A 23,948-nucleotide genomic window follows, 5' to 3' on the forward strand; every position below is an offset into this window, starting at 1 on the left:
TAAAGGTAAACTGACGTGCGCCTGATTATCACTTTTCTGATGGCCTGGTGCCTCAGCATGGGGGCGTACGCAGCGACGGCCCCCGATACCAAACAAATCACCCAAGAACTGGAGCAGGCGAAGGCGGCAAAACCCGCCCAGCCGGAAGCCGTCGAGGCGCTCCAGGCTGCGCTGAACGCCCTTGAGGAGCGGAAAGGCTCCCTTGAGCGCGCCACGCAGTATCAGCAAGTTATCGATAATTTCCCCAAACTTTCACAGACCCTGCGCACGCAGCTGAGCGATATTCGTGAAGAGCCGCGCCAGGTGCCTGCGGGCCTGACCTCAGACGCACTCAATCAGGAGATCCTGCAGGTCAGCAGCCAGTTACTGGAAAAAACCCGCCAGGCGCAGCAGGAGCAGGAGCGTGCCCGTGATATCGCCGACTCTCTGAGCCAACTGCCCCAGCAGCAAACCGATGCCCGCCGTCAGCTTAATGAGGTAGAACGCCGGGCCGGGGCGCAAACCGGCAATACGCCTCTTAACCAGGCGCAGAGTCTCGGCATGCAGGCGGAATCCGCCAGGTTAAAAGCCCTTGTGGATGAGCTGGAACTGGCGCAACTGTCGGCCAACAACCGTCAGGAGCTGGCGCGAATGCGCTCTGAGCTGGCGAAGAAGCAGGGTGAACAGCTGGATGCTTATCTCCAGGCGCTGCGCAATCAATTGAACAGCCAGCGCCAGCGCGAAGCAGAACGGGCGCTGGAAAGCACCGAGTTGCTGGCGGAAAACAGCGAGAACCTGCCGGCCGGCATCGTTGAGCAATTCAAGGTTAACCGTGAGCTTTCGGCCGCGCTGAACCAGCAGGCGCAGCGCATGGATCTGGTGGCCTCGCAGCAACGCCAGGCCACGAATCAGACCCTGCAGGTGCGTCAGGCGCTGAACACCCTGCGCGAACAGTCCCAGTGGCTGGGTTCGTCGAATCTGCTCGGCGAAGCCCTGCGGGCTCAGGTGGCTCGTCTGCCCGAGATGCCTAAACCCCAGCAGCTCGACACCGAAATGGCGCAGCTTCGCGTCCAGCGCCTGCACTTTGAAGATCTGCTCAACAAGCAGCCTCAGCTGCGACAAGTCCACCAGCCGGACGGCAAACCGCTGACCGCCGAGCAAAACCGGATCCTGGAAGCCCAGTTAAGAACGCAGCGCGAGCTGCTGAACTCTCTGCTGCAGGGCGGCGATACCCTCCTGCTTGAGCTGACCAAACTGAAAGTCTCCAACAGCCAGCTGGAAGATGCGTTAAAAGAGGTCAACGAGGCGACTCACCGCTATCTGTTCTGGACCTCGGACGTGCGGCCGGTCTCTTTCTCCTGGCCGATTGATATTGTTCAGGATCTGCGGCGTTTAATTTCGCTGGATACCTTCAGCCAGCTCGGCAAAGCCAGCGTCATGATGCTCACCAGCAAGGAGACGATTTTCCCGCTGCTGGGGGCGCTGATTCTGGTGGGGTTCAGCATTTACTCGCGCCGCCACTTCACCCGCTTCCTTGACCGCTCCAGCGCGCGGGTCGGCAAAGTGACCCAAGATCATTTCTGGCTCACGCTGCGCACGGTCTTCTGGTCGATTCTGGTCGCCTCCCCGCTGCCGGTACTGTGGATGACGCTGGGTTATGGCCTGCGCGAAGCCTGGCCTTATCCGCTGGCGGTGGCCATTGGCGCCGGGGTGACGGCCACCGTGCCGCTGCTGTGGGTGGTGATGATCTGTGCCACCTTCGCCCGTCCTAACGGGCTGTTCGTCGCCCACTTTGGCTGGCCACGTAATCGCGTGGCGCGAGCCATGCGCTACTACCTGATGAGCATCGGGCTTATCGTGCCGCTGATAATGGCGCTAATCATGTTCGATAACCTGAACGACCGGGAGTTTTCCGGCTCGCTCGGTCGCCTCTGCTTTATGCTGATTTGCGGTGCGCTGGCGGTGGTGACGCTGAGCCTGAAGAAGGCCGGGATCCCGCTCTACCTCGATAAAGAGGGCAGCGGCGATAACATGCTTAACCGTATGCTGTGGAACCTGCTGCTCAGCGCCCCACTGGCGGCTATTCTCGCGGCAGCCGTCGGCTATCTGGCCACTGCCCAAGCGCTGCTGGCGCGCCTCGAGACATCGGTGGCGATCTGGTTCCTGCTGCTGGTGGTCTATCACGTCATTCGCCGCTGGATGCTGATTCAGCGCCGTCGTCTGGCCTTTGACCGGGCCAAGAACCGCCGGGCCGAAATTCTTGCCCAGCGTGCGCGCGGTGAAGAAGAGCCGGCCCATACGCTCAGCACCGAAGGGGCGATAGAGGTCGATGAAACCGAGCTGGATCTGGATGCCATCAGTACCCAGTCACTGCGCCTGGTGCGCTCCATCCTGATGCTGGTCGCCCTGCTCTCCGTTATCGTGCTGTGGTCGGAAATTCACTCGGCGTTTGGCTTCCTCGAGAACATCACCCTCTGGGATGTGACCTCGACGGTACAGGGCGTGGAGAGCCTGGAACCTATTACGCTCGGGGCCGTACTGATTGCGATTCTGGTGTTCATCATCACTACTCAGCTGATCCGTAACTTCCCTGCGCTGCTGGAGCTGGCCCTGTTGCAGCACCTGGATTTAACCCCCGGAACCGGATACGCCATCACCACCATCACCAAATACCTGCTGATGCTGTTTGGCGGGCTGGTGGGCTTCTCGATGATCGGGATTGAGTGGTCGAAGCTGCAGTGGCTGGTTGCCGCACTGGGTGTCGGGCTCGGGTTTGGGCTGCAGGAGATCTTCGCCAACTTTATCTCTGGCCTGATTATCCTGTTTGAAAAGCCGATCCGTATCGGCGATACCGTGACGATCCGCGATCTGACCGGGAGCATCTCCAAAATCAACACCCGTGCCACCACCATTAGTGACTGGGACCGTAAAGAGATCATCGTCCCTAACAAGGCGTTTATCACCGAGCAGTTTATTAACTGGTCGCTGTCCGACTCCGTCACGCGTGTGGTCCTGACCGTACCTGCCCCGTCGGATGCCAACAGCGAAGAGGTGACGCAGATCCTTTACACGGCGGCGGAGCGCTGCTCGCTGGTGATCAGCACCCCAGAACCGGAAGTTTTCCTGGTAGATTTACAGCAGGGTATCCAGATTTTCGAACTGCGTATTTATGCTGCGGAAATGGGGCATCGTATGCCGCTGCGTCATGAAATCCACCAGCTGATTCTGACGGGCTTCCGTGAACACGGTATTGATTTGCCGTTCCCACCGTTCCAGATGCGTCTGGAAAGTCTGGACGGGCGTAAGACGGGAAGAACCTTGACGTCAGCGGCGAAGGCGCGCCCGGCGGGGAGTTTGTAGTGCAAATGCCGGGTGGCGCCTCGCTTACCCGGCCTACGAAAATAGTAGGCCCGTGCAAGCGCAGCGCCACCGGGCAAAAAAACCGTCAGGCGCGATCTACGGTAAACGCAATCACATCACCCAGCTGCTCGGCGCCCAGCGCCAGCATCACCAGACGATCGACACCCAGCGCCACGCCGGAGCAGTCCGGCAGGCCGGCTTTTAACGCACCCAGCAAATTGTGGTCGATAGGCTGCTGCGGCAGGCCGCGCGCGGCACGCTTGCGGTTATCCTGATCGAAACGCTGCTGCTGTTCACGGGCATCGGTCAGCTCATGGAAACCATTCGCCAGTTCAATACCTTTAAAGTAAACCTCGAAACGCTCCGCCACGCGGTGGTCTTCCGTGCTGATCTGTGCCAGTGACGCCTGGCTTGCCGGGAAGTGATAGACGAAGGTCGGGCGATCTTTGCCAATCTGCGGCTCAACGCCAAAGGTAAAGAGCATCGTCAGCAGCGTGTCGCGATCTTCTTCGGTATCGGCAATATTGCTGAGATCCAGCTTCGCTGCCGCTTCACGCAGCTGGGTTTTGTCCGCAGAGAGCGGATCAAGCTCCAGATAGCGCTGGAAAGCCTGCTGATAAGAGAGCGTCTCGGCTTCCGGGCACTCCAGCACCTGCTGCAGCAGATCGTCCACCTCGTTCATCAGGCGATACATATCATAATGCGGGCGGTACCACTCCAGCATGGTGAATTCCGGATTGTGATGGCGTCCCATTTCTTCATTACGGAAGCTGCGGCACAGCTGATAAACCGGTCCACACCCCGCTGCCAGCAGGCGCTTCATGTGGTATTCCGGGCTGGTCATCAGGTAGAGATTCATCCCCTGGGAGTGACCAGGGCCAACAAAACGGGTTTCAAACGGCACCAGATGAATGTCGGTCACCGTCGCCTGACTCATGCAGGGCGTTTCCACCTCCAGCACACCGCGGTCGGCAAAGAAGCGGCGGATCTCCGCCATAATTGCTGCGCGTTTTAACAGATTGGGGATGGATGCGCTCGGCTGCCAGGTGGCCGTTTCGCTCATGAGAATTTCTCCGATTTCAGACAAGGGGACGAAGTCTACTCGTAACCCATGGCGGAGACAAATTTTGCACAGTGAATTTTGGGGTTTTCATAACCGACAATAATTACGTGACGCAATTCATCAATTGCGGTGATAAATCCAGAGAAATAACCGCAAAAATCGAACACGTCAAATTTCCCTTCTTTCCCTGCGGCTATACTGCGTTACCCATAAAGGAGCAGTGGAATCGCTTTCGCATTCGCCCTCCCGGGCCGTGCACTACCTTAGGTCGTTACGATGCGAAATATCAAAAATCTGGAGGAATGTCGTGCATACCTTTCAAGCCGATCTTGCCATAATTGGCGCTGGCGGAGCGGGATTACGCGCAGCAATAGCTGCAGCCCAGGCTAATCCAAACGCTAAAATCGCCCTGATTTCAAAAGTATACCCTATGCGCAGCCATACGGTTGCCGCTGAGGGGGGATCCGCCGCCGTTGCGCAGGATCATGACAGCTTTGATTATCACTTTCACGACACAGTGGCCGGCGGTGACTGGCTGTGCGAACAGGATGTCGTCGATTATTTCGTCCATCATTGCCCGACGGAAATGACCCAGCTGGAGCAGTGGGGTTGCCCGTGGAGCCGCCGGGATGACGGCAGCGTCAACGTGCGTCGCTTCGGCGGTATGAAGATTGAGCGTACCTGGTTTGCCGCCGATAAGACCGGCTTCCATATGCTACACACCCTGTTCCAGACTTCACTGCAGTTCCCCCAGATCCAGCGCTTCGACGAGCACTTCGTCCTCGACATTCTGGTTGATGACGGTCAGGCTCGCGGCCTGGTGGCAATGAACATGATGGAAGGTACGCTGGTCCAGATCCGCGCCAATGCGGTGGTAATGGCAACGGGCGGTGCGGGTCGCGTTTATCGTTATAACACCAACGGCGGCATCGTAACGGGCGACGGCATGGGCATGGCGCTCAGCCACGGCGTACCGCTGCGCGATATGGAGTTTGTGCAGTATCACCCAACCGGTCTGCCGGGTTCCGGCATTCTGATGACCGAAGGCTGCCGCGGTGAAGGCGGTATTCTGGTCAATAAAGACGGCTATCGCTATCTGCAGGATTACGGCATGGGCCCGGAAACCCCGCTCGGCGAGCCGAAGAACAAATACATGGAGCTTGGCCCGCGCGATAAAGTCTCTCAGGCCTTCTGGCATGAGTGGCGCAAAGGCAACACTATCCCAACTCCACGCGGCGATGTGGTCTACCTCGATCTGCGTCACCTGGGCGAGAAAAAGCTGCTGGAGCGTCTGCCGTTCATCTGTGAACTGTCCAAAGCCTATGTGGGCGTCGATCCGGTTAAAGAGCCAATTCCTGTGCGTCCAACCGCGCACTACACCATGGGCGGCATCGAAACCGATCAGCAGTGTGAAACCCGAATTCAGGGCCTGTTTGCGGTGGGCGAATGCTCCTCCGTCGGCCTGCACGGGGCTAACCGCCTGGGTTCAAACTCGCTCGCGGAGCTCGTGGTATTTGGTCGTCTGGCCGGTGAGCAGGCCATGGCGCGCGCCGCGACTGCCGGGGTAGCGAACGATGCCGCGCTCGATGCGCAGGCAGCAGATGTCGAGCAGCGTCTGAAAAAGCTGGTTAATCAGGAAGGCAGTGAAAACTGGGCGAAGATCCGCGATGAGATGGGTCTTTCCATGGAGGAAGGCTGCGGGATCTACCGTACGCCGGAGCTGATGCAGAAAACCATCGATAAGCTGGCCGAGCTGCAGGAGCGCTTCAAACGCGTGCGGGTGAGCGACACCTCCAGCGTGTTCAACACCGATCTGCTCTACACCATTGAGCTGGGACACGGTCTGAACGTTGCCGAATGTATGGCGCACTCCGCCATGGCGCGTAAAGAATCACGCGGTGCGCACCAGCGTCTGGACGAAGGCTGCACGGAGCGTGACGACGTTAACTTCCTCAAGCATACCCTCGCTTATCGCGACGCGGACGGCTCTACCCGTCTGGACTACAGCGACGTGAAGATCACTACGCTGCCACCGGCGAAACGCGTTTACGGTGCAGAAGCGGAAGCAGCCGATAAGAAGGAGACGGCGAATGGCTGAGATGCAAACTCTGAAAGTTGAAGTGGTGCGCTATAACCCGGAAGTGGACAGCGCGCCGCACAGCACTTTCTATGAAGTCCCTTACGATGAGCAGACCTCCCTGCTGGATGCGCTGGGCTACATCAAAGACAACCTGGCACCGGACCTGAGCTACCGCTGGTCCTGCCGTATGGCGATCTGCGGCTCCTGCGGGATGATGGTCAACAAGGTGCCTAAACTGGCCTGTAAAACCTTCCTGCGTGAATACCCGAAGGGGATGAAAGTCGAAGCCCTGGCCAATTTCCCAATTGAGCGCGATCTGGTGGTCGACATGACCCACTTTATCGAAAGTCTGGAAGCCATTAAGCCGTACATCATTGGTAACCCGCGCACGCCGGATCAAGGGCCTAACAAGCAGACCCCGGCGCAGATGGCCAAGTATCACCAGTTCTCCGGCTGTATTAACTGCGGCCTGTGCTATGCCGCCTGCCCGCAGTTTGGTCTGAATCCGGAGTTTATCGGCCCGGCAGCCATTACCCTGGCGCATCGCTACAACGAAGACAGCCGCGATCACGGTAAGAAAGAACGTATGGCGCAGCTGAACGGTCAGAACGGCGTATGGACCTGTACCTTTGTCGGCTACTGCTCGGAAGTCTGTCCGAAGCACGTCGACCCGGCCGCCGCGATCCAGCAGGGTAAAGTGGAAAGCTCGAAAGACTTTCTTATTGCCACCCTGAAACCACGCTAAGGAGTGCATGATGACGACTAAACGCAAAGCCTATGTGCGGCCGATGCCGTCCACCTGGTGGAAAAATCTGCCGTTTTATCGCTTCTATATGCTGCGTGAAGGCACGGCAGTCCCGGCGGTGTGGTTCAGTATTGAACTGATGTACGGCCTGTTTGCCCTCAAACACGGCCCGGAAACCTGGGCCGGTTTTGTCGGGTTCCTGCAGAACCCGATTGTGGTGATCCTGAACATCATCGTGCTGGCAGCGGCGCTGTTGCATACCAAAACCTGGTTTGAACTCGCGCCAAAAGCAGCAAATATTATCGTGAAAAACGAAAAACTCGGGCCAGAGCCAATTATCAAAGGACTCTGGGTGGTGACTGCGGTGGTAACCGTGGTAATTCTCGGCGTAGCCCTGTTCTGGTAAGGAGACCACTGTGATTAATCCAAATCCAAAACGTTCCGATGAGCCCGTCTTCTGGGGGCTCTTTGGGGCAGGCGGCATGTGGTGCGCCATTATCGCGCCGGTCATCATTCTGCTGGTGGGCATTATGCTGCCGCTGGGGCTCTATCCCGGGGATGCGCTGAGCTACGAGCGGGTGCTGGCCTTTGCCCACAGCTTTATTGGCAGGGTATTCATCTTTCTGATGATTGTTCTGCCGCTGTGGTGTGGTTTGCACCGTATTCATCACGCCATGCATGACCTGAAGATCCACGTTCCTAACGGTAAATGGGTGTTCTACGGTCTGGCGGCTATCCTGAGCGTGGTTACGCTGGTTGCCGTAGTCTTTATGTAATGCTTCCTCGCTCTCCCGCCCACCGGTGGGAGAGCAAAATTCCTGACAGGTTCTACACTTAACAAAAATCCTGTAAGGATAATCCTATGCGCATCCTGCCTGTCATCGCCGCAGTTACCGTTGCGTTTCTGGTTGTTGCCTGCAGCTCCCCTATCCCACCCCGGGGCGTGACGGTTGTCCATCCCTTCGACGTCCAGCGATATCTGGGCACATGGTATGAAATTGCCCGCTTTGACCACCGTTTTGAGCGTGGTCTGGAAAAAGTGACAGCGAATTACAGCCAGATGAACGACGGCGGCATTCAGGTTATCAACCGGGGTTATAATCCTGAACGTGGCATGTGGCAAAAGGTGACGGGAAAAGCGTACTTTACCGGCGCGTCTGATACTGCAGCGCTGAAAGTCTCTTTCATTGGCCCCTTTTATGGCAGCTATAACGTGATTGGGCTGGATAAAGATTACCGCCATGCGCTGGTGTGCGGGCCGGATCGCGATTACCTGTGGATCCTCTCCCGCACACCGACGATTTCAGATGAGATGAAACAGACGTTACTGAATTCTGCAACGCGTCAGGGATTTGATGTCAGCAAACTCATCTGGGTTGAGCAGACCCATTAATGGGTGCTGAGCTTCAGCCCGATAATACCGGCAACAATCAACGCGAGACTGGCAATACGCGCCAGGCTTGCAGATTCGCCCAGCAGTAAAATGCCGGTAATGGCTGCGCCTACCGCACCAATCCCCGTCCAAACGGCATAAGCCGTTCCTACAGGCAGCGAACGCATCGCCCACGAGAGCAGCACAATGCTTACAATCATGGCGGAAACGGTAATGATGCTGGGCGTAAGACGCGTAAACCCGTGGGTATATTTCAGGCCGATGGCCCATACCACTTCGAGTAAACCGGCAATAAAAAGAATGATCCAGGACATATCAGGCTCCTTAACTTAAATAACAGTCTGGGGCCGTCCCCGGTGAGAGAAATGCTTACAGGTCGTCCTGCAAGATATATGAATTACTTATTGTGAAGAGCATGAACTCTTTTTTCAACTTGTTTGTTTAAGGTAGCAATTGGGGCATTGAAGCCCAGAAATAGGCGCAATTCGAAGCGAAATTCAGTCATTTATTACTCATCCGACTTCTTTATGATGAGGCACTTCCTGATAGCAGGAAGCGACTACACTTTGCCGATTGCGAAATAACATGTTCAAAATTCTCTTGATTGACCGATGTCATTACACCCGCATGGGCCTGGAAATGTGGATCAATCATTCTGGGCTGTTTCCTTCACCTGTGTTGGTGACAGGCCTTAATAACCTCTTTCTTGCCAGAGAGCATATCCTGCAGTGGAAACCAGCGTTAGTTATCGCAGATTTTCAGGGGTTCGCCTCCGACATCCAGCAACTCTCTTCAGTGATGAACGCCAGCGAAACCGTGCCTTTCATTTTGCTTCACACAGATGAGACGCCTGAAATGTCAGCCTTCACGGGTACATTTCCTTTATGCGCATCGTTACCTAAAACGACCCCGCTGGAGGCGCTTGCAAAAGTGATTAATGAGGCGCTGGCAGCACATGAGGGTAGTGAATCCGGGCCTGTCGCTACGCCATTATTGACGCGTCAGGAGGAAAAAGTGTTAACGCTGTGGATGGATGGAGCCAGCAACCAGAAAATTGCCAGCAAGCTGAGTATTCATGGAAAAACGGTTTATACCTACAAGCGCAATATCAGGATGAAATTGCACATGGATACGCGGTACTCGCCGTTTCTGTCGCTACCGTGATGAGCAAAACTGAGGGTACGGCGACTCGATATTTAGCACCGTACCGCCCAAAATTATGCCTGTGCTTTAGTTCTGTGCTTTAGTTGCTGCGCCAGAGATTGCGCTACCACCCTGAGAGATATCCTCACCAACACCACGGGTGGTGTTACAGGCGGTTAAAACTGAAGAAAGCACGAGGACAGAAAAGATCGCTACAAATGTTTTCTTAAGCATAATGTCTTCCTTTTTTAGCCAAAGTTATTGTGTACAGCCACATAAGCATAGGACAGGATTTCGTCAGATGACGGAAAAGGAAGAATTTTTAAGAAAAGTAGAAAGTATCAGGAGGCGGCGTGCGAAATAGCATTGCCCAAGCTTTTAATGTCTTCCCCAACGCCACGGGCCGTGTTGCATCCGGAAAGCATTGTGCTGGCAATCACCATCATCAGAACAATTTTGATTGTGCGCTGCATCGTCCATGAACCTTTTTAAGGTTGGAAAGGCGCAGCAAAAGTGCTGCGCCCTGCATCCCGAAATGAATTACTTCACGCGAGAAACGTATTCACCAGAGCGGGTGTCTACTTTGATCACTTCGCCAGTCTGTACGAACAGTGGAACTTTAACCACTGCACCGGTAGACAGCTTAGCTGGCTTGCCGCCAGTACCTGCGGTATCACCTTTCAGACCTGGATCGGTTTCAACGATTTCCAGCTCAACGAAGTTTGGTGGGGTCACAGCGATAGGCTGGCCATTCCACAGCGTCACGATGCATTCAGCCTGATCCAGCAGCCATTTAGCGCTGTCACCGACCGCTTTCTCATCAGCGGAGAGCTGTTCGAAAGTAGAGTTGTTCATGAAGTGATAGAACTCACCGTCGTTGTACAAGTAGGTGAGGTTCATATCCACTACGTCTGCGCCTTCAGCGGAGTCGGTGGATTTGAAGGTTTTCTCAACACGGGTACCGGTCAGCAGGCGGCGCAGCTTAACGCGTGCAAAAGCCTGGCCTTTACCTGGTTTCACGAATTCACTGGCTTCAACCGCGTACGGTTCGCCGTCCATCATGATTTTAAGACCGGCACGAAAATCGTTGCTATAGTAAGTCGCCATAAGGCCCTCTGAAATTGTTAACTGGTAGCTAAGCCACAAAATGGCGCATATTGTAACCCTAAACACCCCATCCAGAGAAGATTGGTTATTGCAACTTGCAGATGTAATCACCAGTCCGGATGAACTGCTGCGTCTCTTAAATGTAGACGCTGACGAAAAACTTCTTGCAGGACGAGAAGCGAAGCGCCTCTTTGCGCTGCGTGTTCCACGTGCTTTTGTTGCACGTATGGAGAAAGGTAATCCTGAGGATCCACTCTTAAAACAGGTGCTTACTTCGCAGGAAGAGTTTATCGCCGCCCCCGGTTTCAGCACCGATCCCCTTGAAGAGCAGAACAGCGTGGTGCCCGGTTTACTGCACAAGTACCGCAATCGCGCCCTGCTGCTGGTTAAAGGCGGTTGTGCGGTAAATTGCCGGTACTGTTTCCGTCGCCACTTCCCCTACGCCGATAATCAGGGCAACAAACGTAACTGGCAGACGGCGCTTGATTACATTGCCTCCCATCCTGAGCTAGATGAGATCATCTTCTCCGGTGGCGATCCATTGATGGCGAAAGATCACGAACTGGACTGGCTGATTACAGAGCTGGAAGCGATCCCGCATATTAAACGGTTACGAATTCATAGCCGTTTACCGATTGTTATCCCCGCGCGTATTACCGATGGGCTGGCCCATCGCCTGGAACAATCATCGCTGCAAATCCTGTTGGTGAACCATATCAACCATGCCAACGAGATTGACGAGACGTTCCGGGACGCAATGGGTCGTCTGCGCCGGGCCGGCGTGACACTGCTCAACCAAAGCGTCCTGCTGCGTGGTGTGAATGACAATGCCGCGACGTTAGCCGATCTGAGTAATGCGCTGTTTAATGCCGGAGTAATGCCCTACTACATCCACGTGCTGGATAAAGTACAGGGTGCTGCGCACTTTATGGTGGATGATGATGAAGCTCGCGCCATTATGCGTGAGCTTTTGACTATGATTTCAGGGTATATGGTACCGAAGCTGGCACGTGAGATTGGCGGGGAGCCGAGTAAGACGCCGCTGGATTTAGGGCTTAAACAGTGCTGAAAGAAATGGACTGCCAGGGCTCGCCTGGCAGGCTTTTTGCGAACAAAACCACATACAAGCACCTTTTTAAGTAACAACTGAAATCTGGTGACTGATTCATATCAAAAAACACGGTTATTCAAATAATAATATTAAAAAAGAGCAAGATAATATTAATGGCAGCCATAACAATAAGAACTAATAAAATCCAAGCAGGTATATTAAGCACACTCTTTTTTCCAAAAAAAAATTTTTCATGGCCTAATGTGTTCCTGTTAACCACTTTGATTTCTTCATCATAACCCGATTTTTTTATCCTTTCCTTTATACCCCCCTCTTCATTATTACCCTCAGTGTTGGAACAAGGAGTTACTTCAATATTAGAAGCAAGAACAAACCCCCTTTGTCGAACAGTGACGATGATATCTTTAGACAAGCCAGCCTGTTCCAGCGATTTACGCAACAATGATATATTTTGATAAAATGTGTTTTGTGAAACAACCACGCCTCTCGCGTTCCATACCTCTGCCAGAAACTCTTCTCGTGAAATAACTTTACCATTGCTCATGAGTAAAAGCTTGAGGCAACGCGCTGTTGGGGCATTGAGAGTCACCTTTATCGATTCATCCTCTACAGAATGCAGTATATTAGCATCAGAATCGAATATCACTTCCTTATTAATTATAAATCGTGTAAATGCCAAAATATCTCTCCGCAATCATCAAATTGATTAAAAACATGAAGTTAGAACGATTTGTTTTAAAAATCATAATCCGCCATTGTGAACCAAAAGGGTAAGTGACTTCACATTTCAAATCTCTACTTCATCCCTAAAGTATAGCGAAGACTACCATGATTTAAGACTTCCGCAAAAGAATGCCATTATCCTAAAATCACATCTTCAACGGTTTATTAAGCCTAAAGGTAGGATTAAGGACACATATATCACATATTATTTAGTAAGAATTCACATGTACTTTATCCCTGTCTATATTAAATTCCTTGTCACTCCACACGGGTGCAGTTTGCAAACGTGATGAGAGAAAATGATACTAGATAGCTTTCAGAGCAACACCTAATAAGTAGCAAGTATAAATTTTACGATTCCGAATTTTAGTTATACTAAAATAACAAAACAGAAGATCTTAAAAGCCTTATTACTTATTATACTGATAGTTATTTAAGGACGATGTACTTACAAATATGGATTATCGTAATGAAAAAAATATTCTTGCTGTATTGCTGACCGCTGGTAGCCTCGTTTCCCTGAATGCACTGGCAAGCGATGGTACCGTTCAGTTCCAGGGCAGCATCACTGATGGTTCATGTACTGTTGACGTACAGAATTCAGGTGCTTCTGCTGGTACTGTTGTACTGGGTAACGTGCCTAAAAGCCAGTTTACCGGTGTAGGTTCTACTGCAGGTGGCGCAGATGGCTTGGCATCTATCGATATTTCTCTGAGCGGATGCCCAACCACCAAAACTGCTGCGTACGTTGCGTTTGATGGTGAATACTATAACGGTAACAACGACTATCTGAAACTGGCTGATTATGGCGACACCGGTGTAGCTACTGGTGTTGCAATCAAACTTTTAGATGGCAACGGCACCCATATGAAGTTAGGCGTTAAATCTGCACCAATTACACTGACCAATGGTAGCGCGAATGTTGATTTTAAAGCGAACTACGTTCAGGTAGAAAAAGACGTTAAAGAAGGTACTGCTAACGCAACCGCAACACTTCTGGTCACTTATTAATTATTCTTAATTAATAAATTGATTATAAATTCTATTCGCTCCTGAAAATGGGGCGAATATTTACTTTTCTCCGGTGATGTATGTTTAAGAAAATCATATCAAACACGGCACTAATGTTGGTATTGTCAACCTGCACCGCATATGCAGGAACACAAATAGGTGCAACGCGAGTTATTTATACAGAAGGAAAAAAAGAAGCATCCGTAAATATTACTAACAAAGATGCATCACCCTACTTAATTAAATCGTGGATAGAGAACTCTAACCTCTCGGGATCACATTTTATAGTTACACCTCCATTATTCAGAATGATGGTAATCAAAAAAATGTCATTCGCATTTTCAAAACGAATAATCAACTTCCTACTGACAGGGAAAGTTTGTTCTTTTTAAATATCACATCGATTCCGGCGTCAAGTACTGAAGAAGACCGAAATACACTGCAAATTGCCGTTAGAACAAAGATGAAACTGATTTACCGGCCTAAAGCATTAATGTATGACATACCAGAAACATTTTCCCAGAAAATAATATGGACGGTAAATGGAAACAGTATCACGGGTAAAAATTCCTCACCCTATTATCTAAACCTGGCGCAAATCACATTAAATGGGAAAGTCATCCCTATGGCAGAAAAAAACTATTTGCCCCCAATGTCGTCCACAACATATGAACTTCCTCAGGGAACCAGTAAAATTGGTGTTCTAGAATGGAGTGTTATAAATGACCATGGAGGAAAAGGGAACACTCATACAGCGAAGTTATAAATGAATATAACAAAGCCTGATTATTTTAATTTTATATTTACAGGGATAGTTAAGATGGCCACTATAAAATTCAAGTTACGATCTTGCTTAACCATACTAGTAAGTTTAAATATTATCGGAATGCCGTCAGTGGCGATGGCACGCGACCTGTTCAACCCCGCCTTCCTTAATGATATTAACGCTTCAGGAGCACGAGTCGATCTTTCGGCTTACGAACAATCCAATAGTCAGGCCCCTGGAGTCTATAAGGTTGATGTATTCATCAATGGTGAATTCATTGAAACATCGGACGTGGTTTTTACAACCTTAAAAAAGAAAGCAATGACCTTGTCCCTTGTTTTAGCCTTGACAAATTAAATAGCTATGGAATTAGAACGAAGGCAATTAAGAGCTTGAAGGTTGATGAAAAAGGATGTGTTGATCTTAAGCAGATTCCTGAGGCTGACTCTCAATTTAACTTCAACTTACAGCAGCTTAAATTAAGCATACCTCAAGCTGCACTAGTTGCAACTGTTCGTGGATATGTAGATCCAAAATATTATGACAATGGGATTACCAGCTTATTTTTAAATTATCGTGCTTACGGGAGTAAGGGTTATTCACGCGATAACAATCCTGATAACGAAACGTACAGCTTAAATTTATTGCCAGGTTTAAACATTGGGGCCTGGCGCTTGCGTAATTATAGCACCTGGAACAAATCATCGAATAATAACAATGATAGCTGGGATACTGTTTATACCTACTCAGAACGAAATATTATCCCCTTAAAAAGCGTTTTGACATTGGGCGAAAAATTCACATCTTCAGATATTTTTGATAGCGTTCCGTTTAAAGGGGCACAACTTTCAACAGATGAAAGCATGGATGCTGAAAGTTTACAGGGATATGCGCCTGTTGTTCGTGGTATCGCTAAGACAAATGCCAAAGTACTAATCAAACAAAACGGCTATACCATCTACCAATCATTTGTTCCAGCCGGCGCTTTTGAAATTACCGATCTCTACTCTACTGGCGGAAGTGGTGATCTTGAGGTGGAAGTTGAGGAAGCTGATGGTAGCAAGCAACAATTTGTCGTTCCTTATGCTTCTCTGCCCGTATTGCGTCGAGAAGGAAGTCTAAAATACAGCATCACTTCAGGTTTATATCGTCCTTCTGATGACGAAGTGGATGAAACACCCTTTACGCAAGCAACTGCAAGTTATGGCCTGCCTTTGAATACAACATTGTACGGTGGCTTCCAGGCGGCATCAAAATACCAAGCGATAACTGCGGGTATAGGTAATAACTTAGGCGATTTGGGTGCAGTTTCCGTAGATGTTACGCAAGCATGGTCAAAACTAAAAAACAGGGACGATCTCTCGGGCCAGTCTATCCGTTTTCGCTATAGTAAAAACCTAAGCTCAACAGGGACAAACGTATCGATTGCGGGTTATCGTTATTCAACCAGCGGTTTCATGACCCTAAATGATACCCTGGATACATATCGGGATAGTTATTCCTATAACATGATCGATCGCTTAAAGAGTCGTTCAGAATTAACCATTAGTCAGAATTTACCTGACCAGTGGGGCTACATTAATGTTGGCGGTTACATAGAAGATTACTGGAACCAGAAACGTAAAACGACCTCTGCAAATATTGGCTATAGTAATAGCTGGAAAGGAATAAGCTACACTCTTAATTATGCCTATAATCAATATTCATCTGAATATTCAGATAAGCAGAATGAGAAGCTTTTTTCGTTAAATGTTTCAGTACCTTTTTCGGCATTTATGCAGAATACCTGGCTTAATTATGGTATGACCACAAGTTCACCCGGCTCAACAGCAAATACCGTGGGTCTGACTGGCACTGCACTGGAAGGAAATAATTTAAGCTGGAACGTTCAGCAGGCATATGATAACCGAAATTATGCAAGTGGTAGTGCTGGCGTTGATTACAGCGGTACATATGGGGAAGTCTATGCTAATTATGATTACGATAACTCCCGGCAAAACATCAATTATGGCGCATCTGGAAGTATGATACTTCATGAAGACGGCCTTACGTTTGGTCAAGCATTCTCTGACAGTGCAATATTGGTGAAAGTACCAGGTGTAAATGGCGCGCGATTTCTAATGATGTTGGGGTATTTACGGACTACCGTGGATATACCATTGTTCCTAATGTTGCCTTATATCGACGTAATGATGTGTCTTTGGATACAGAAACAATGCCGGACAATGCCGAAATCGAAATTGCAACAACAAGCGTGATTCCATCAAGAGGCTCAATCACACGGGCTGAGTTTTCTGCGAACGTTGGTTTAAGAGCATTTTTAACGCTCAATGATTCGTCAGGTAAAAGCATACCTTTTGGTGCAACCGTTAGTTACCTTTCAACAGTTAATGGTCAATCATCAAACGGTATAGTCAGCGATGGTGGTCAGGTCTACATGTCAGGACTAGATGAGAGTGGAACGTTAGACGTCCAATGGGGCAGAAATAATCATCAAAAATGTAAAGCACAGTATCAGCTAAAAAGTAATAGTGCTGTTAATGGAATTACGCAAGCCAATTCTATATGCCGTTAAAAGGAATTTGAAATGTTCAGAAAAAGAGTCATCACAAGCGGAACACTGTTGCTTGCTCTCTATAACTATCAAAGCCTGGCCGCAGACTTCTGTAATATGAGTTTTAAAGATTATCCTATCCCACAAACAATTCTATATATCGACCCAGATATGGATGATGGTTCACTACTTGCAAAAGCCGAAGTGAATACTTCAGGTGTGAAAGGAATCTGTGCGCCCAATACAAAAAGCGGCAAATATGCCTCTTCGATGCAAAGCCCATTTAATACAGTGGTAGGCAGTAATGAAAATGGGAATATATATTCATCTGGCGTGCCTGGTATTGGTTTGCAGATTTCAGATTTGCAGAAACGTGTAAATATGGTGCCCTATGAGACTAACATCAGATACCAGGATTTGATTCCATGGGAAACTGTGGGTAGAACAACGGTATATTTTATAAAAACGGGAAAAATTTCTACTGGCACTACCTTAAAAGGGGTGGTTGCCAAGTATACTCTTGATAAACAAAATATTGCCACTGTCACACTTTCAACCAATCTTGCCTGGACAAAAAAAAGCTGTGTTGTCGATCCTGGTAATCGTAACCAAGTTGTACCAATGCCCCCCACATCTTACACCGTTTTTGGAGGTGTGGGCACTACGGGACCATCTAAAAATTTCAGCGTAACTTTAGATTGTGATGAAAATGATTTACCTGTCTTTGTTTCATTTGAAGCCACAACAGGAAGTACTGGTAATGGCATACTGAATATAGACAACACAGTTGAAAATGCGGCAAAAGGTGTGGCTATTGAAATACTGAATCGGGATGATTCTTCGCCACTAATTTTTGATAATGAGGTGAAATATCATTCCAACATGGAGAAAGTCGTCTCCATACCTTTTGTTGCGCGCTATAAGAAAATCGCCACGACTGTTACTGCAGGTACTGCTAATGCAGCAATGACGTTTACTATCAACCAGTATTAACGCTTTTATATATGAATTCATATAAATAGGCTCTAAGCCTATTAGACGCTGAATAGTTCAGATAAATTAAGCTATCTATTGCGCTGCATTTAGTTAAATGCAGCGCATTTTTAAGAAAATGCATTAACAATTAAAATGCACTAAAATTAACACAAGCAAAAAACCCAAATAATTAAATTAAATATTTTAAAGAAACCATTAACTTGTATTAATACTAGCTTCGAGTAATATTTACCTCCAGACGATGCATGCTTACAAGGCGTCGTTCATTGAAGATAACAATCATAGTTAATTAATGTCATTAAAAGGAAATTAAAATGAAAGAAATTTCAATTTTTGAAATGGAACAAGTCTCAGGTGCCGGTATCGCTGAAGTGTTAAATGGTTCACAGGGTATTATTAATGGGGCTGTTGATACAGTGTTAGGCGCCCTCTATGCGGCTGTTTCTGGGGCTGCTTTTGGTAGCGTAATTGGCGGTTACTACGGTGGTTCAAGTGGCGGTGGTATGCTGGGCTTTGGCGTAATTGGCACCATTGTTGGTTGGGGAGCAGGTGTAGTGCTTGGTGGTGCAGCTGGAGGCCTTTATGGTGCATTCCATGGCATTCCGGCAGGTGACCACATCATGGAAACTATGATAAATGCCTTCTCCAGCGGTTCGTGGGTAGCATAAGTTTAATTATACTTTATTTGAAAGTAAAAGTTCATAATACCAAATAACCCTATAGCTTGTTAATAAATACAAACGTCACATGTTGGTTTGTTATGAATAACCATCATTACAAGATAATTAAAGAGCAGCTATAGGATCTTATTTGATAGAATTTACTTATATAGAGGGAATTTATATGAAAGAAATTTCAGTTATTGAAATGGAACAAGTATCCGGCGCCGGACTGGCTGAAATGTTAAATGGTTCTCAGGGAATTATTCCAGGTATTGCCGATACCGCTTTGGGTGCTGTTTACAGCGCCGTTTTAACCGCGAGTTGGGGTAGCGTGATTGGTGGTTACTACGGTGGTTCCAGCGGTGGCGGAATGTTCGGTATTGGCGTAATCGGCACTATCGTAGGATGGGGTGCAGGTGTGGTGCTGGGTGCTCTGGCTGGCGGTTTTTATGGTGCGTACCACGGAGTTGCTGCAGGAGATCGCGTTGCTAATATGATTCTCGACTCCTTCTCTTCAGGTTCCTGGGTCTCTTAAGCAAGTGCTGCCTGAAGGTACCACATAAAAGAAAAATTTAATTCAGCTGGCCTTGTATTAGGTAACGCTATATTTTTACATAATACCTTGCCAGCTTTTTACATTAGTGTTTTGTTCATTTAAAAAATTGCAGTATCATTTTTTTAAAGCAGTTGGCTCGGCATTCACAAATTCCCCCTGCAATGTCGGCATTAACTCATCATGCAAAGCAGTTTCCATAATCCAGACATGTAAATCGATGTCAGTCAGTCGATCATAATCCATACCACAATGTCACCTTAGAAATCCTTAATCGCTATTGGTTGAAAACCGCTTTATAATCCATGAAAGTAAATTCATCATGCTCCATAAGCTTTAATACATTTAGCATAATCAATGCTCACATTCGATCAATGAGGTCGTATTAATTGGAAGTATTGACCTTACACTATTAACCCTAACCACTAAGTATGCTTACACAATTATGAGCAATAAATTATTTCGCAAGGAAGCGATTGAATACAAAAAAAACCATTGGAAGGGGAAAGCATTACTATTAGCCGGAATGCCCGCCTGGTTAATTACCTTTTTCGCAGTGGCATTTTTACTCATTCTCATTTCAACGCTCACCTTTTGTAGCTATACGCAGCGTATAGATGTCAGTGGAGAGGTCATCACAATCCCTCACTCAGTCAATGTCTACTCTCCTCAACAAGGTTTCGTCGTCAAAAAACACGTTGAGATAGGCGATTTCGTAAAGAAAGGCACCCCCTTGTATGAACTCGATGTATCTCGTTCAACAGTCATGGGTAATGTTACGGACGCTATGAATGCAGCAATCTTAGAAAAAATTAGTAATGCTGAGGAAATCATTGCCAAAATTTCGACTAACAAAGATGAAACATTAGAAGCGCCAGAAACTCAGGTTAAACAATACACTGATTCGCTGAAAGAAACAAAAGTCATGCTGAATAATGCGAGCGCAGGATTGAGCAAAATGAAGTCAAATCTTGCTAGTTACGATTCTTACCTGAAGCAAGGGCTGATAACTAAAGATCAATATAACTACCAGCATTCGCTTTATTTTCAGCAGCAGGGTACATATCAATCTCTTATTAGCCAAAAAATGCAACTGGAATCGCAATTAACTCAACTTAAAAGTGATTTGATAATAAAAGCCTCTGACTTTGACAATCAAATCTCTAATCAGAAAAACCAAATAAATGATTATAAAAATCAAGCTGTAGAGTCAAATGCTAACGGTAATGTTGTAATAAAAGCGACCACGCAAGGAAAGATAGAATCTGTTGCAGTCACTATTGGGCAAATGGTCGATAAAGGCAGCACTATGGTTCAAATAAAACCCACAGGTAACATTGAGTATTTTCTCATATTATGGTTACCTAATAACAGTATCCCATATGTTAAACAGGGTGATATTGTAAATATACGCTATGATGCATTTCCGTCAGATAAATTCGGCCAGTTCCCCGGAGAGGTTTTGTCAATTTCTTCTATACCAGCATCACGGCAGGAAATGACGGAATATACCAACGTTTACTCAGGCGGTAACCAACAAGAACTCGCGCTCTATAAGGCCATCATTAAAATAAAGAATAAGAATTTCCATTACAATGGAAAAAACCTTCAATTATCGAATGGTTTGAAAGCCCGAGCTATCGTCTTCCTTGAAGAACGACCACTGTATATGTGGATGTTTACGCCATTACAGAAAATAACTCAAAGCGTTGTTGGACCGATCAATGAATAAAGAATTATTTACACTTATTACAGACAAACTTAACTTTTCCCTGCGAAAAAAAACACCGGTTATTTTGCAATCTGAAGCATCAGAATGCGGCGTTGCCTGCCTTGCAATGGTTGCTGGATATTATGGACTGAACGTCGATCTTTTCACTTTCCGTGAGCGGTTTGGTAGTTCGGCGCAAGGTGTAACTCTTGTTTCTTTAAGTCGTATCGCTGAACGTGCCGGGTTAAAAAGCCGGGCTCTTTCTCTGGATATTAATGAAATTAAGCAACTGAAGCTCCCCTGCATTATTCACTGGGGGATGAATCACTATGTTGTTTTAACGAAAGTGCGCAAATCGAGCTTCATTATTCATGACCCCGCACTAGGTAAACGCGTTATTGGCGTTCAGGAGATGTCTAACTACTTCACTGGCGTAGCATTTGAACTTTGGCCGGATAAGAGCTTCAAGCAGGAGAAAGTTAAAACTCGCTTAAGTCTTATGGATTTAATGCGAAACATTGTCGGTTTAAAAGGTACCCTTACTAAGTTATTCGCTTTCTCAGTCGTTATAGAAGCGATAGGCCTGTTATTGCCAATAGGGACTCAGTTAGTTACTGACCATGTTATCATGGCTCACGATCAAAGTTTACTTGCGGTAATTTGTATAGGCCTGGTTTCTTTTACATTATTTCGTACATTTATCAGTATGTTGCGTGCATGGACCTCATTAACGCTTAATACGTTGACTAACATTCAATGGAAAACTACGTTATTTGATCATCTGGCTGGCCTGCCACTATCATTTTTTGAAAAACGTCACTTGGGTGATATTCAATCACGCTTTTCGTCGTTAGATACTATACGTTCTACTTTTACTAACAGCATCGTTTCCGGTGTGATCGATTCAATCATGACGATTGGTCTGTTAGTGATGCTCACGCTTTACGGCGGTTGGCTCGTCTGGGTGGTTATAGGATTTACCGCATGTTACGCTATTATGCGTTTGGCGACCTACCGCTTTTATCGCCGCGTTTCTGAAGAGCAAGTCATTAAAGGGGCGCGTTCCAATTCACATTTTATGGAGACCCTTTATGGGATTGCCACTATTAAAGCACTCAACCTTAAGGATATACGCTCCAAACATTGGTTAAATATTAATATTGATGCCTGCAATGCCGGAATCAAACAGACTCGTTTCGATATGATGTTTGGCGGCGTCAATACTTTCATTTCCACATTAGATCAGGTCGTTATCCTGTGGTTAGGCGCTGTGATGGTCATTGAGAATAATATGACCCTTGGGATGTTCATGGCATTCAATGCTTATCGAGGACAATTCTCACAGCGTGCATCAAGTCTCATTGACCTGTTTATGCAAGTCAGGATGCTGTCATTACATAATGAAAGACTTTCAGAGATTGTCTTTACTGAACCTGAAGCAGAACTGCCATCTCGTCGTGTTTTCGATGATAACCATGCGGTAGGTATTCAAATTAAAAACTTGAGCTATCAGTACGATCCGTTCTCTCAGCCCATTTTTTCCAACCTTGACCTCACTATTTCGCCAGGCGAATCGATTGCGTTGGTTGGGCCTTCAGGTGTAGGGAAAACCACGCTCTTAAAGGTTATGTGCGGGCTTCTTTCTCCAACAACTGGAGATGTCCTGGTAAACAATCTGGATATCAACAAAATAGGGTTGAATAATTATCGTCTCAGTACAGCATGTGTTTTACAGGAAGATCGACTTTTTTCCGGCTCCATTGCTGAGAATATTTGCTGCTTCGGAGAAAATATAGATCAGCAACTTGTTGAGCAATGTGCCCGTAACAGCAACATACACGATGAAATTATGAAAATGCCTATGGGCTATGAAACGCTCGTGGGTGAATTAGGTTTAGGTATTTCTGGTGGGCAAAAACAGCGTTTACTTATAGCGCGAGCGCTTTATCGTAAACCAAGCATTCTCTTTATGGATGAGGCTACAAGCCATCTTGACCTCAGCAATGAGTCACATATTAACCAGGCCATTTCAAACCTAAGCATCACGCGCGTCATTGTTGCTCATCGTCCATCGACAATTGCTTCGGCCGATCGTGTTATCGATCTTTCAAACTACAGAAATTGATTGTTCACGTTTTACATTAATGAAAGGAAATCAACAACATGGGAATTAAAGGAATTAATACTGCACCGATTATCCAGGATGATCGTTTATTTCTGATGTCATTTAAATTTAAAGATAGCAGTAATAATGAACGCATGTGTTTTATGCAGATCCCCACGCTTATTGATTTTCTTCTCATACTACGGGGCTGCGCTTCACGGGTCGGGCAACGACTTACTACTCAAGGCGAAGATTATAAAGCGAAATGTGTTGCTGATAATGAATTGCTGGCTAACAATATTCCTTTAATCACCCAAGAGGAAGTTATGCAGCCTGACCCAGGTAATTTGGTGATGTCTATTGCACCAAAACTGAGTCAAGACCATTTTTCTCTGATAGCTGTTTTACATAATGAACATGTAATAACCATTGAGATTGATGATACACAGGCTGAATTTGTTCTTTTAGCGGTCAGGAAAGCGATTGAGTATATCAAGGACGATGAAACATTACGTATGATTGGTACCTTTATGGACTTCATGGTACTTCTGGATGTTGATTTATCAAACATCAGCAATCTTAAATATAATGAATTAAAACATGAGCCATGGAAGCAATATTTTTTCGCAAAATATATTGCCATTCTTTATTGCTTCGAAACCGAGAATGGTAAGCAACTCTTGGCGGGAAACATAATTAAAATTAATGTAGAACCTGATTCACCCCAGGCAGAGAATATTCTGCAGAAAATTGCATCGCTGACGCCTACATGCAAAGCAATGCGTGAAAAATATACGCTCTGCCAGACTTTTACTCATGTAATTCCCACGGCTCAAAATCAGATCTTAACCCGGGATGAGAGTCTGCGAGCGTTACATAACTTTTGTCTTGAAACAAAAACCGCTCTTAGCCAGTAATGTAAATAC

At 47.5% G+C, this 23,948-nt stretch carries 25 protein-coding genes and 2 pseudogenes; 20 read left to right on the forward strand and 7 right to left on the reverse strand.

Annotated features, from left to right (window positions below):
- The first annotated feature begins 15 nt into the window (after positions 1-15).
- The gene (gene mscM, locus K5I40_RS10030; RefSeq protein ID WP_223074471.1) at positions 16-3,339 is read left to right on the forward strand and encodes a miniconductance mechanosensitive channel MscM; all 3,324 of its coding nucleotides are present in this window, start codon (positions 16-18) and stop codon (positions 3,337-3,339) included.
- 85 nt (positions 3,340-3,424) lie between these two features.
- On the opposite strand, the gene epmA is transcribed toward mscM, so the two are convergent.
- Entirely contained in the window at positions 3,425-4,402 is a 978-nt protein-coding gene (gene epmA, locus K5I40_RS10035; protein WP_223074472.1) for an elongation factor P--(R)-beta-lysine ligase, read from the reverse strand.
- Positions 4,403-4,709: 307 nt separating this feature from the next.
- Here epmA and frdA point away from each other — a divergent pair, with 307 nt between their 5' ends.
- The 5 genes from frdA (at position 4,710) to K5I40_RS10060 (ending at position 8,620) form a co-directional block, all read left to right on the forward strand.
- The gene (frdA, locus tag K5I40_RS10040) at positions 4,710-6,500 is read left to right on the forward strand and encodes a fumarate reductase (quinol) flavoprotein subunit (RefSeq protein WP_223074473.1); all 1,791 of its coding nucleotides are present in this window, start codon (positions 4,710-4,712) and stop codon (positions 6,498-6,500) included.
- Complete coding sequence (locus tag K5I40_RS10045; RefSeq protein WP_039028428.1) at positions 6,493-7,227, forward strand: succinate dehydrogenase/fumarate reductase iron-sulfur subunit; 735 nt, start codon at positions 6,493-6,495, stop codon at positions 7,225-7,227. Before frdA ends, K5I40_RS10045 begins: the two co-directional genes overlap by 8 nt.
- Before the next feature lie 10 nt (positions 7,228-7,237).
- The gene (frdC, locus tag K5I40_RS10050) at positions 7,238-7,633 is read left to right on the forward strand and encodes a fumarate reductase subunit FrdC (protein ID WP_039028427.1); all 396 of its coding nucleotides are present in this window, start codon (positions 7,238-7,240) and stop codon (positions 7,631-7,633) included.
- A 10-nt stretch (positions 7,634-7,643) separates the two neighbouring features.
- On the forward strand, positions 7,644-8,003 hold the full coding sequence (gene frdD, locus K5I40_RS10055) for a fumarate reductase subunit FrdD (RefSeq protein WP_039028426.1): 360 nt from the start codon (positions 7,644-7,646) through the stop codon (positions 8,001-8,003).
- A gap of 86 nt (positions 8,004-8,089) precedes the next feature.
- On the forward strand, positions 8,090-8,620 hold the full coding sequence (locus tag K5I40_RS10060; protein WP_039028425.1) for a lipocalin family protein: 531 nt from the start codon (positions 8,090-8,092) through the stop codon (positions 8,618-8,620).
- Here the strand turns inward: K5I40_RS10060 and sugE are convergent.
- Positions 8,617-8,934: a quaternary ammonium compound efflux SMR transporter SugE gene (gene sugE, locus K5I40_RS10065; RefSeq protein ID WP_032616159.1), complete on the reverse strand. Its 318-nt coding sequence runs from the start codon at positions 8,932-8,934 to the stop codon at positions 8,617-8,619. The two genes, K5I40_RS10060 and sugE, sit on opposite strands and share 4 nt — an antisense overlap.
- A 271-nt stretch (positions 8,935-9,205) precedes the next feature.
- Between sugE and K5I40_RS10070 the strand changes: the two genes are divergently transcribed.
- On the forward strand, positions 9,206-9,784 hold the full coding sequence (locus K5I40_RS10070; protein WP_039028424.1) for a helix-turn-helix transcriptional regulator: 579 nt from the start codon (positions 9,206-9,208) through the stop codon (positions 9,782-9,784).
- Between the two features lie 66 nt (positions 9,785-9,850).
- Here the strand turns inward: K5I40_RS10070 and ecnB are convergent, their stop codons facing one another.
- The 3 genes from ecnB to efp form a co-directional block, all read right to left on the reverse strand.
- The gene (gene ecnB, locus K5I40_RS10075; RefSeq protein ID WP_072036606.1) at positions 9,851-9,997 is read right to left on the reverse strand and encodes a lipoprotein toxin entericidin B; all 147 of its coding nucleotides are present in this window, start codon (positions 9,995-9,997) and stop codon (positions 9,851-9,853) included.
- A 107-nt stretch (positions 9,998-10,104) separates the two neighbouring features.
- Complete coding sequence (locus K5I40_RS10080) at positions 10,105-10,209, reverse strand: entericidin A/B family lipoprotein (RefSeq protein ID WP_375540637.1); 105 nt, start codon at positions 10,207-10,209, stop codon at positions 10,105-10,107.
- Positions 10,210-10,303: 94 nt separating this feature from the next.
- A complete protein-coding gene (gene efp / locus K5I40_RS10085) occupies positions 10,304-10,870 on the reverse strand; it encodes an elongation factor P (RefSeq protein ID WP_010427766.1) in 567 nt (188 codons plus the stop codon).
- A 40-nt stretch (positions 10,871-10,910) separates the two neighbouring features.
- Here efp and epmB point away from each other — a divergent pair, with 40 nt between their 5' ends.
- Positions 10,911-11,939: an EF-P beta-lysylation protein EpmB gene (epmB, locus tag K5I40_RS10090; protein ID WP_223074474.1), complete on the forward strand. Its 1,029-nt coding sequence runs from the start codon at positions 10,911-10,913 to the stop codon at positions 11,937-11,939.
- A gap of 118 nt (positions 11,940-12,057) precedes the next feature.
- Here epmB and K5I40_RS10095 read toward each other — a convergent pair whose 3' ends face one another.
- Positions 12,058-12,621, reverse strand: a complete 564-nt coding sequence (locus tag K5I40_RS10095; protein WP_251931015.1) for a winged helix-turn-helix domain-containing protein — start codon at positions 12,619-12,621, stop codon at positions 12,058-12,060.
- A gap of 500 nt (positions 12,622-13,121) precedes the next feature.
- On the opposite strand from K5I40_RS10095, the gene K5I40_RS10100 reads away from it, so the two are divergent.
- The 9 genes and pseudogenes from K5I40_RS10100 to K5I40_RS10140 all read left to right on the forward strand — a co-directional run bounded on the left by K5I40_RS10100 (position 13,122) and on the right by K5I40_RS10140 (position 19,189).
- Positions 13,122-13,676 (forward strand): fimbrial protein, encoded by a 555-nt coding sequence (locus K5I40_RS10100; RefSeq protein WP_251929657.1) that lies wholly within the window; start codon positions 13,122-13,124, stop codon positions 13,674-13,676.
- Between the two features lie 113 nt (positions 13,677-13,789).
- A pseudogene (locus K5I40_RS10105) lies at positions 13,790-14,157 on the forward strand (fimbria/pilus periplasmic chaperone); the annotation flags it as partial.
- 12 nt (positions 14,158-14,169) lie between these two features.
- Positions 14,170-14,442, forward strand: a complete 273-nt coding sequence (locus K5I40_RS10110) for a hypothetical protein (RefSeq protein ID WP_251931018.1) — start codon at positions 14,170-14,172, stop codon at positions 14,440-14,442.
- A complete protein-coding gene (locus K5I40_RS10115) occupies positions 14,443-14,799 on the forward strand; it encodes a FimD/PapC N-terminal domain-containing protein (protein WP_251931016.1) in 357 nt (118 codons plus the stop codon).
- An 11-nt stretch (positions 14,800-14,810) separates the two neighbouring features.
- Positions 14,811-16,675, forward strand: a pseudogene (locus tag K5I40_RS10120) (fimbria/pilus outer membrane usher protein); the annotation flags it as partial.
- The gene (locus K5I40_RS10125) at positions 16,658-17,017 is read left to right on the forward strand and encodes a FimD/PapC C-terminal domain-containing protein (protein WP_251931019.1); all 360 of its coding nucleotides are present in this window, start codon (positions 16,658-16,660) and stop codon (positions 17,015-17,017) included. The pseudogene K5I40_RS10120 and the gene K5I40_RS10125, both read left to right, overlap by 18 nt.
- Positions 17,018-17,029: 12 nt before the next feature.
- Positions 17,030-17,989: a fimbrial protein gene (locus K5I40_RS10130; protein WP_223074478.1), complete on the forward strand. Its 960-nt coding sequence runs from the start codon at positions 17,030-17,032 to the stop codon at positions 17,987-17,989.
- Between the two features lie 317 nt (positions 17,990-18,306).
- The gene (locus tag K5I40_RS10135; protein WP_223074479.1) at positions 18,307-18,660 is read left to right on the forward strand and encodes a hypothetical protein; all 354 of its coding nucleotides are present in this window, start codon (positions 18,307-18,309) and stop codon (positions 18,658-18,660) included.
- Positions 18,661-18,835: 175 nt separating this feature from the next.
- Complete coding sequence (locus K5I40_RS10140; protein WP_223074480.1) at positions 18,836-19,189, forward strand: hypothetical protein; 354 nt, start codon at positions 18,836-18,838, stop codon at positions 19,187-19,189.
- A 135-nt stretch (positions 19,190-19,324) separates the two neighbouring features.
- Here the strand turns inward: K5I40_RS10140 and K5I40_RS23925 are convergent, their stop codons facing one another.
- Entirely contained in the window at positions 19,325-19,453 is a 129-nt protein-coding gene (locus tag K5I40_RS23925) for a hypothetical protein (protein ID WP_255588926.1), read from the reverse strand.
- A gap of 199 nt (positions 19,454-19,652) precedes the next feature.
- Here K5I40_RS23925 and K5I40_RS10145 point away from each other — a divergent pair, with 199 nt between their 5' ends.
- From K5I40_RS10145 to yjeJ, 3 genes are read left to right on the forward strand one after another with little or no spacing between them, the layout of a single operon-like run.
- Complete coding sequence (locus tag K5I40_RS10145; RefSeq protein ID WP_223074481.1) at positions 19,653-20,939, forward strand: HlyD family secretion protein; 1,287 nt, start codon at positions 19,653-19,655, stop codon at positions 20,937-20,939.
- Positions 20,932-23,043, forward strand: coding sequence for a peptidase domain-containing ABC transporter (locus K5I40_RS10150; protein WP_223074482.1), 2,112 nt, complete (start codon positions 20,932-20,934; stop codon positions 23,041-23,043). The genes K5I40_RS10145 and K5I40_RS10150 overlap by 8 nt, the downstream gene beginning before the upstream one ends.
- Before the next feature lie 38 nt (positions 23,044-23,081).
- Positions 23,082-23,939 (forward strand): YjeJ family protein, encoded by an 858-nt coding sequence (gene yjeJ, locus K5I40_RS10155; protein WP_223074483.1) that lies wholly within the window; start codon positions 23,082-23,084, stop codon positions 23,937-23,939.
- The last annotated feature ends 9 nt before the right edge of the window (positions 23,940-23,948 follow it).

The sequence above is a fragment of the Leclercia sp. LTM14 genome, assembly GCF_023736175.1.
Classification (GTDB): domain Bacteria; phylum Pseudomonadota; class Gammaproteobacteria; order Enterobacterales; family Enterobacteriaceae; genus Enterobacter; species Enterobacter barmai.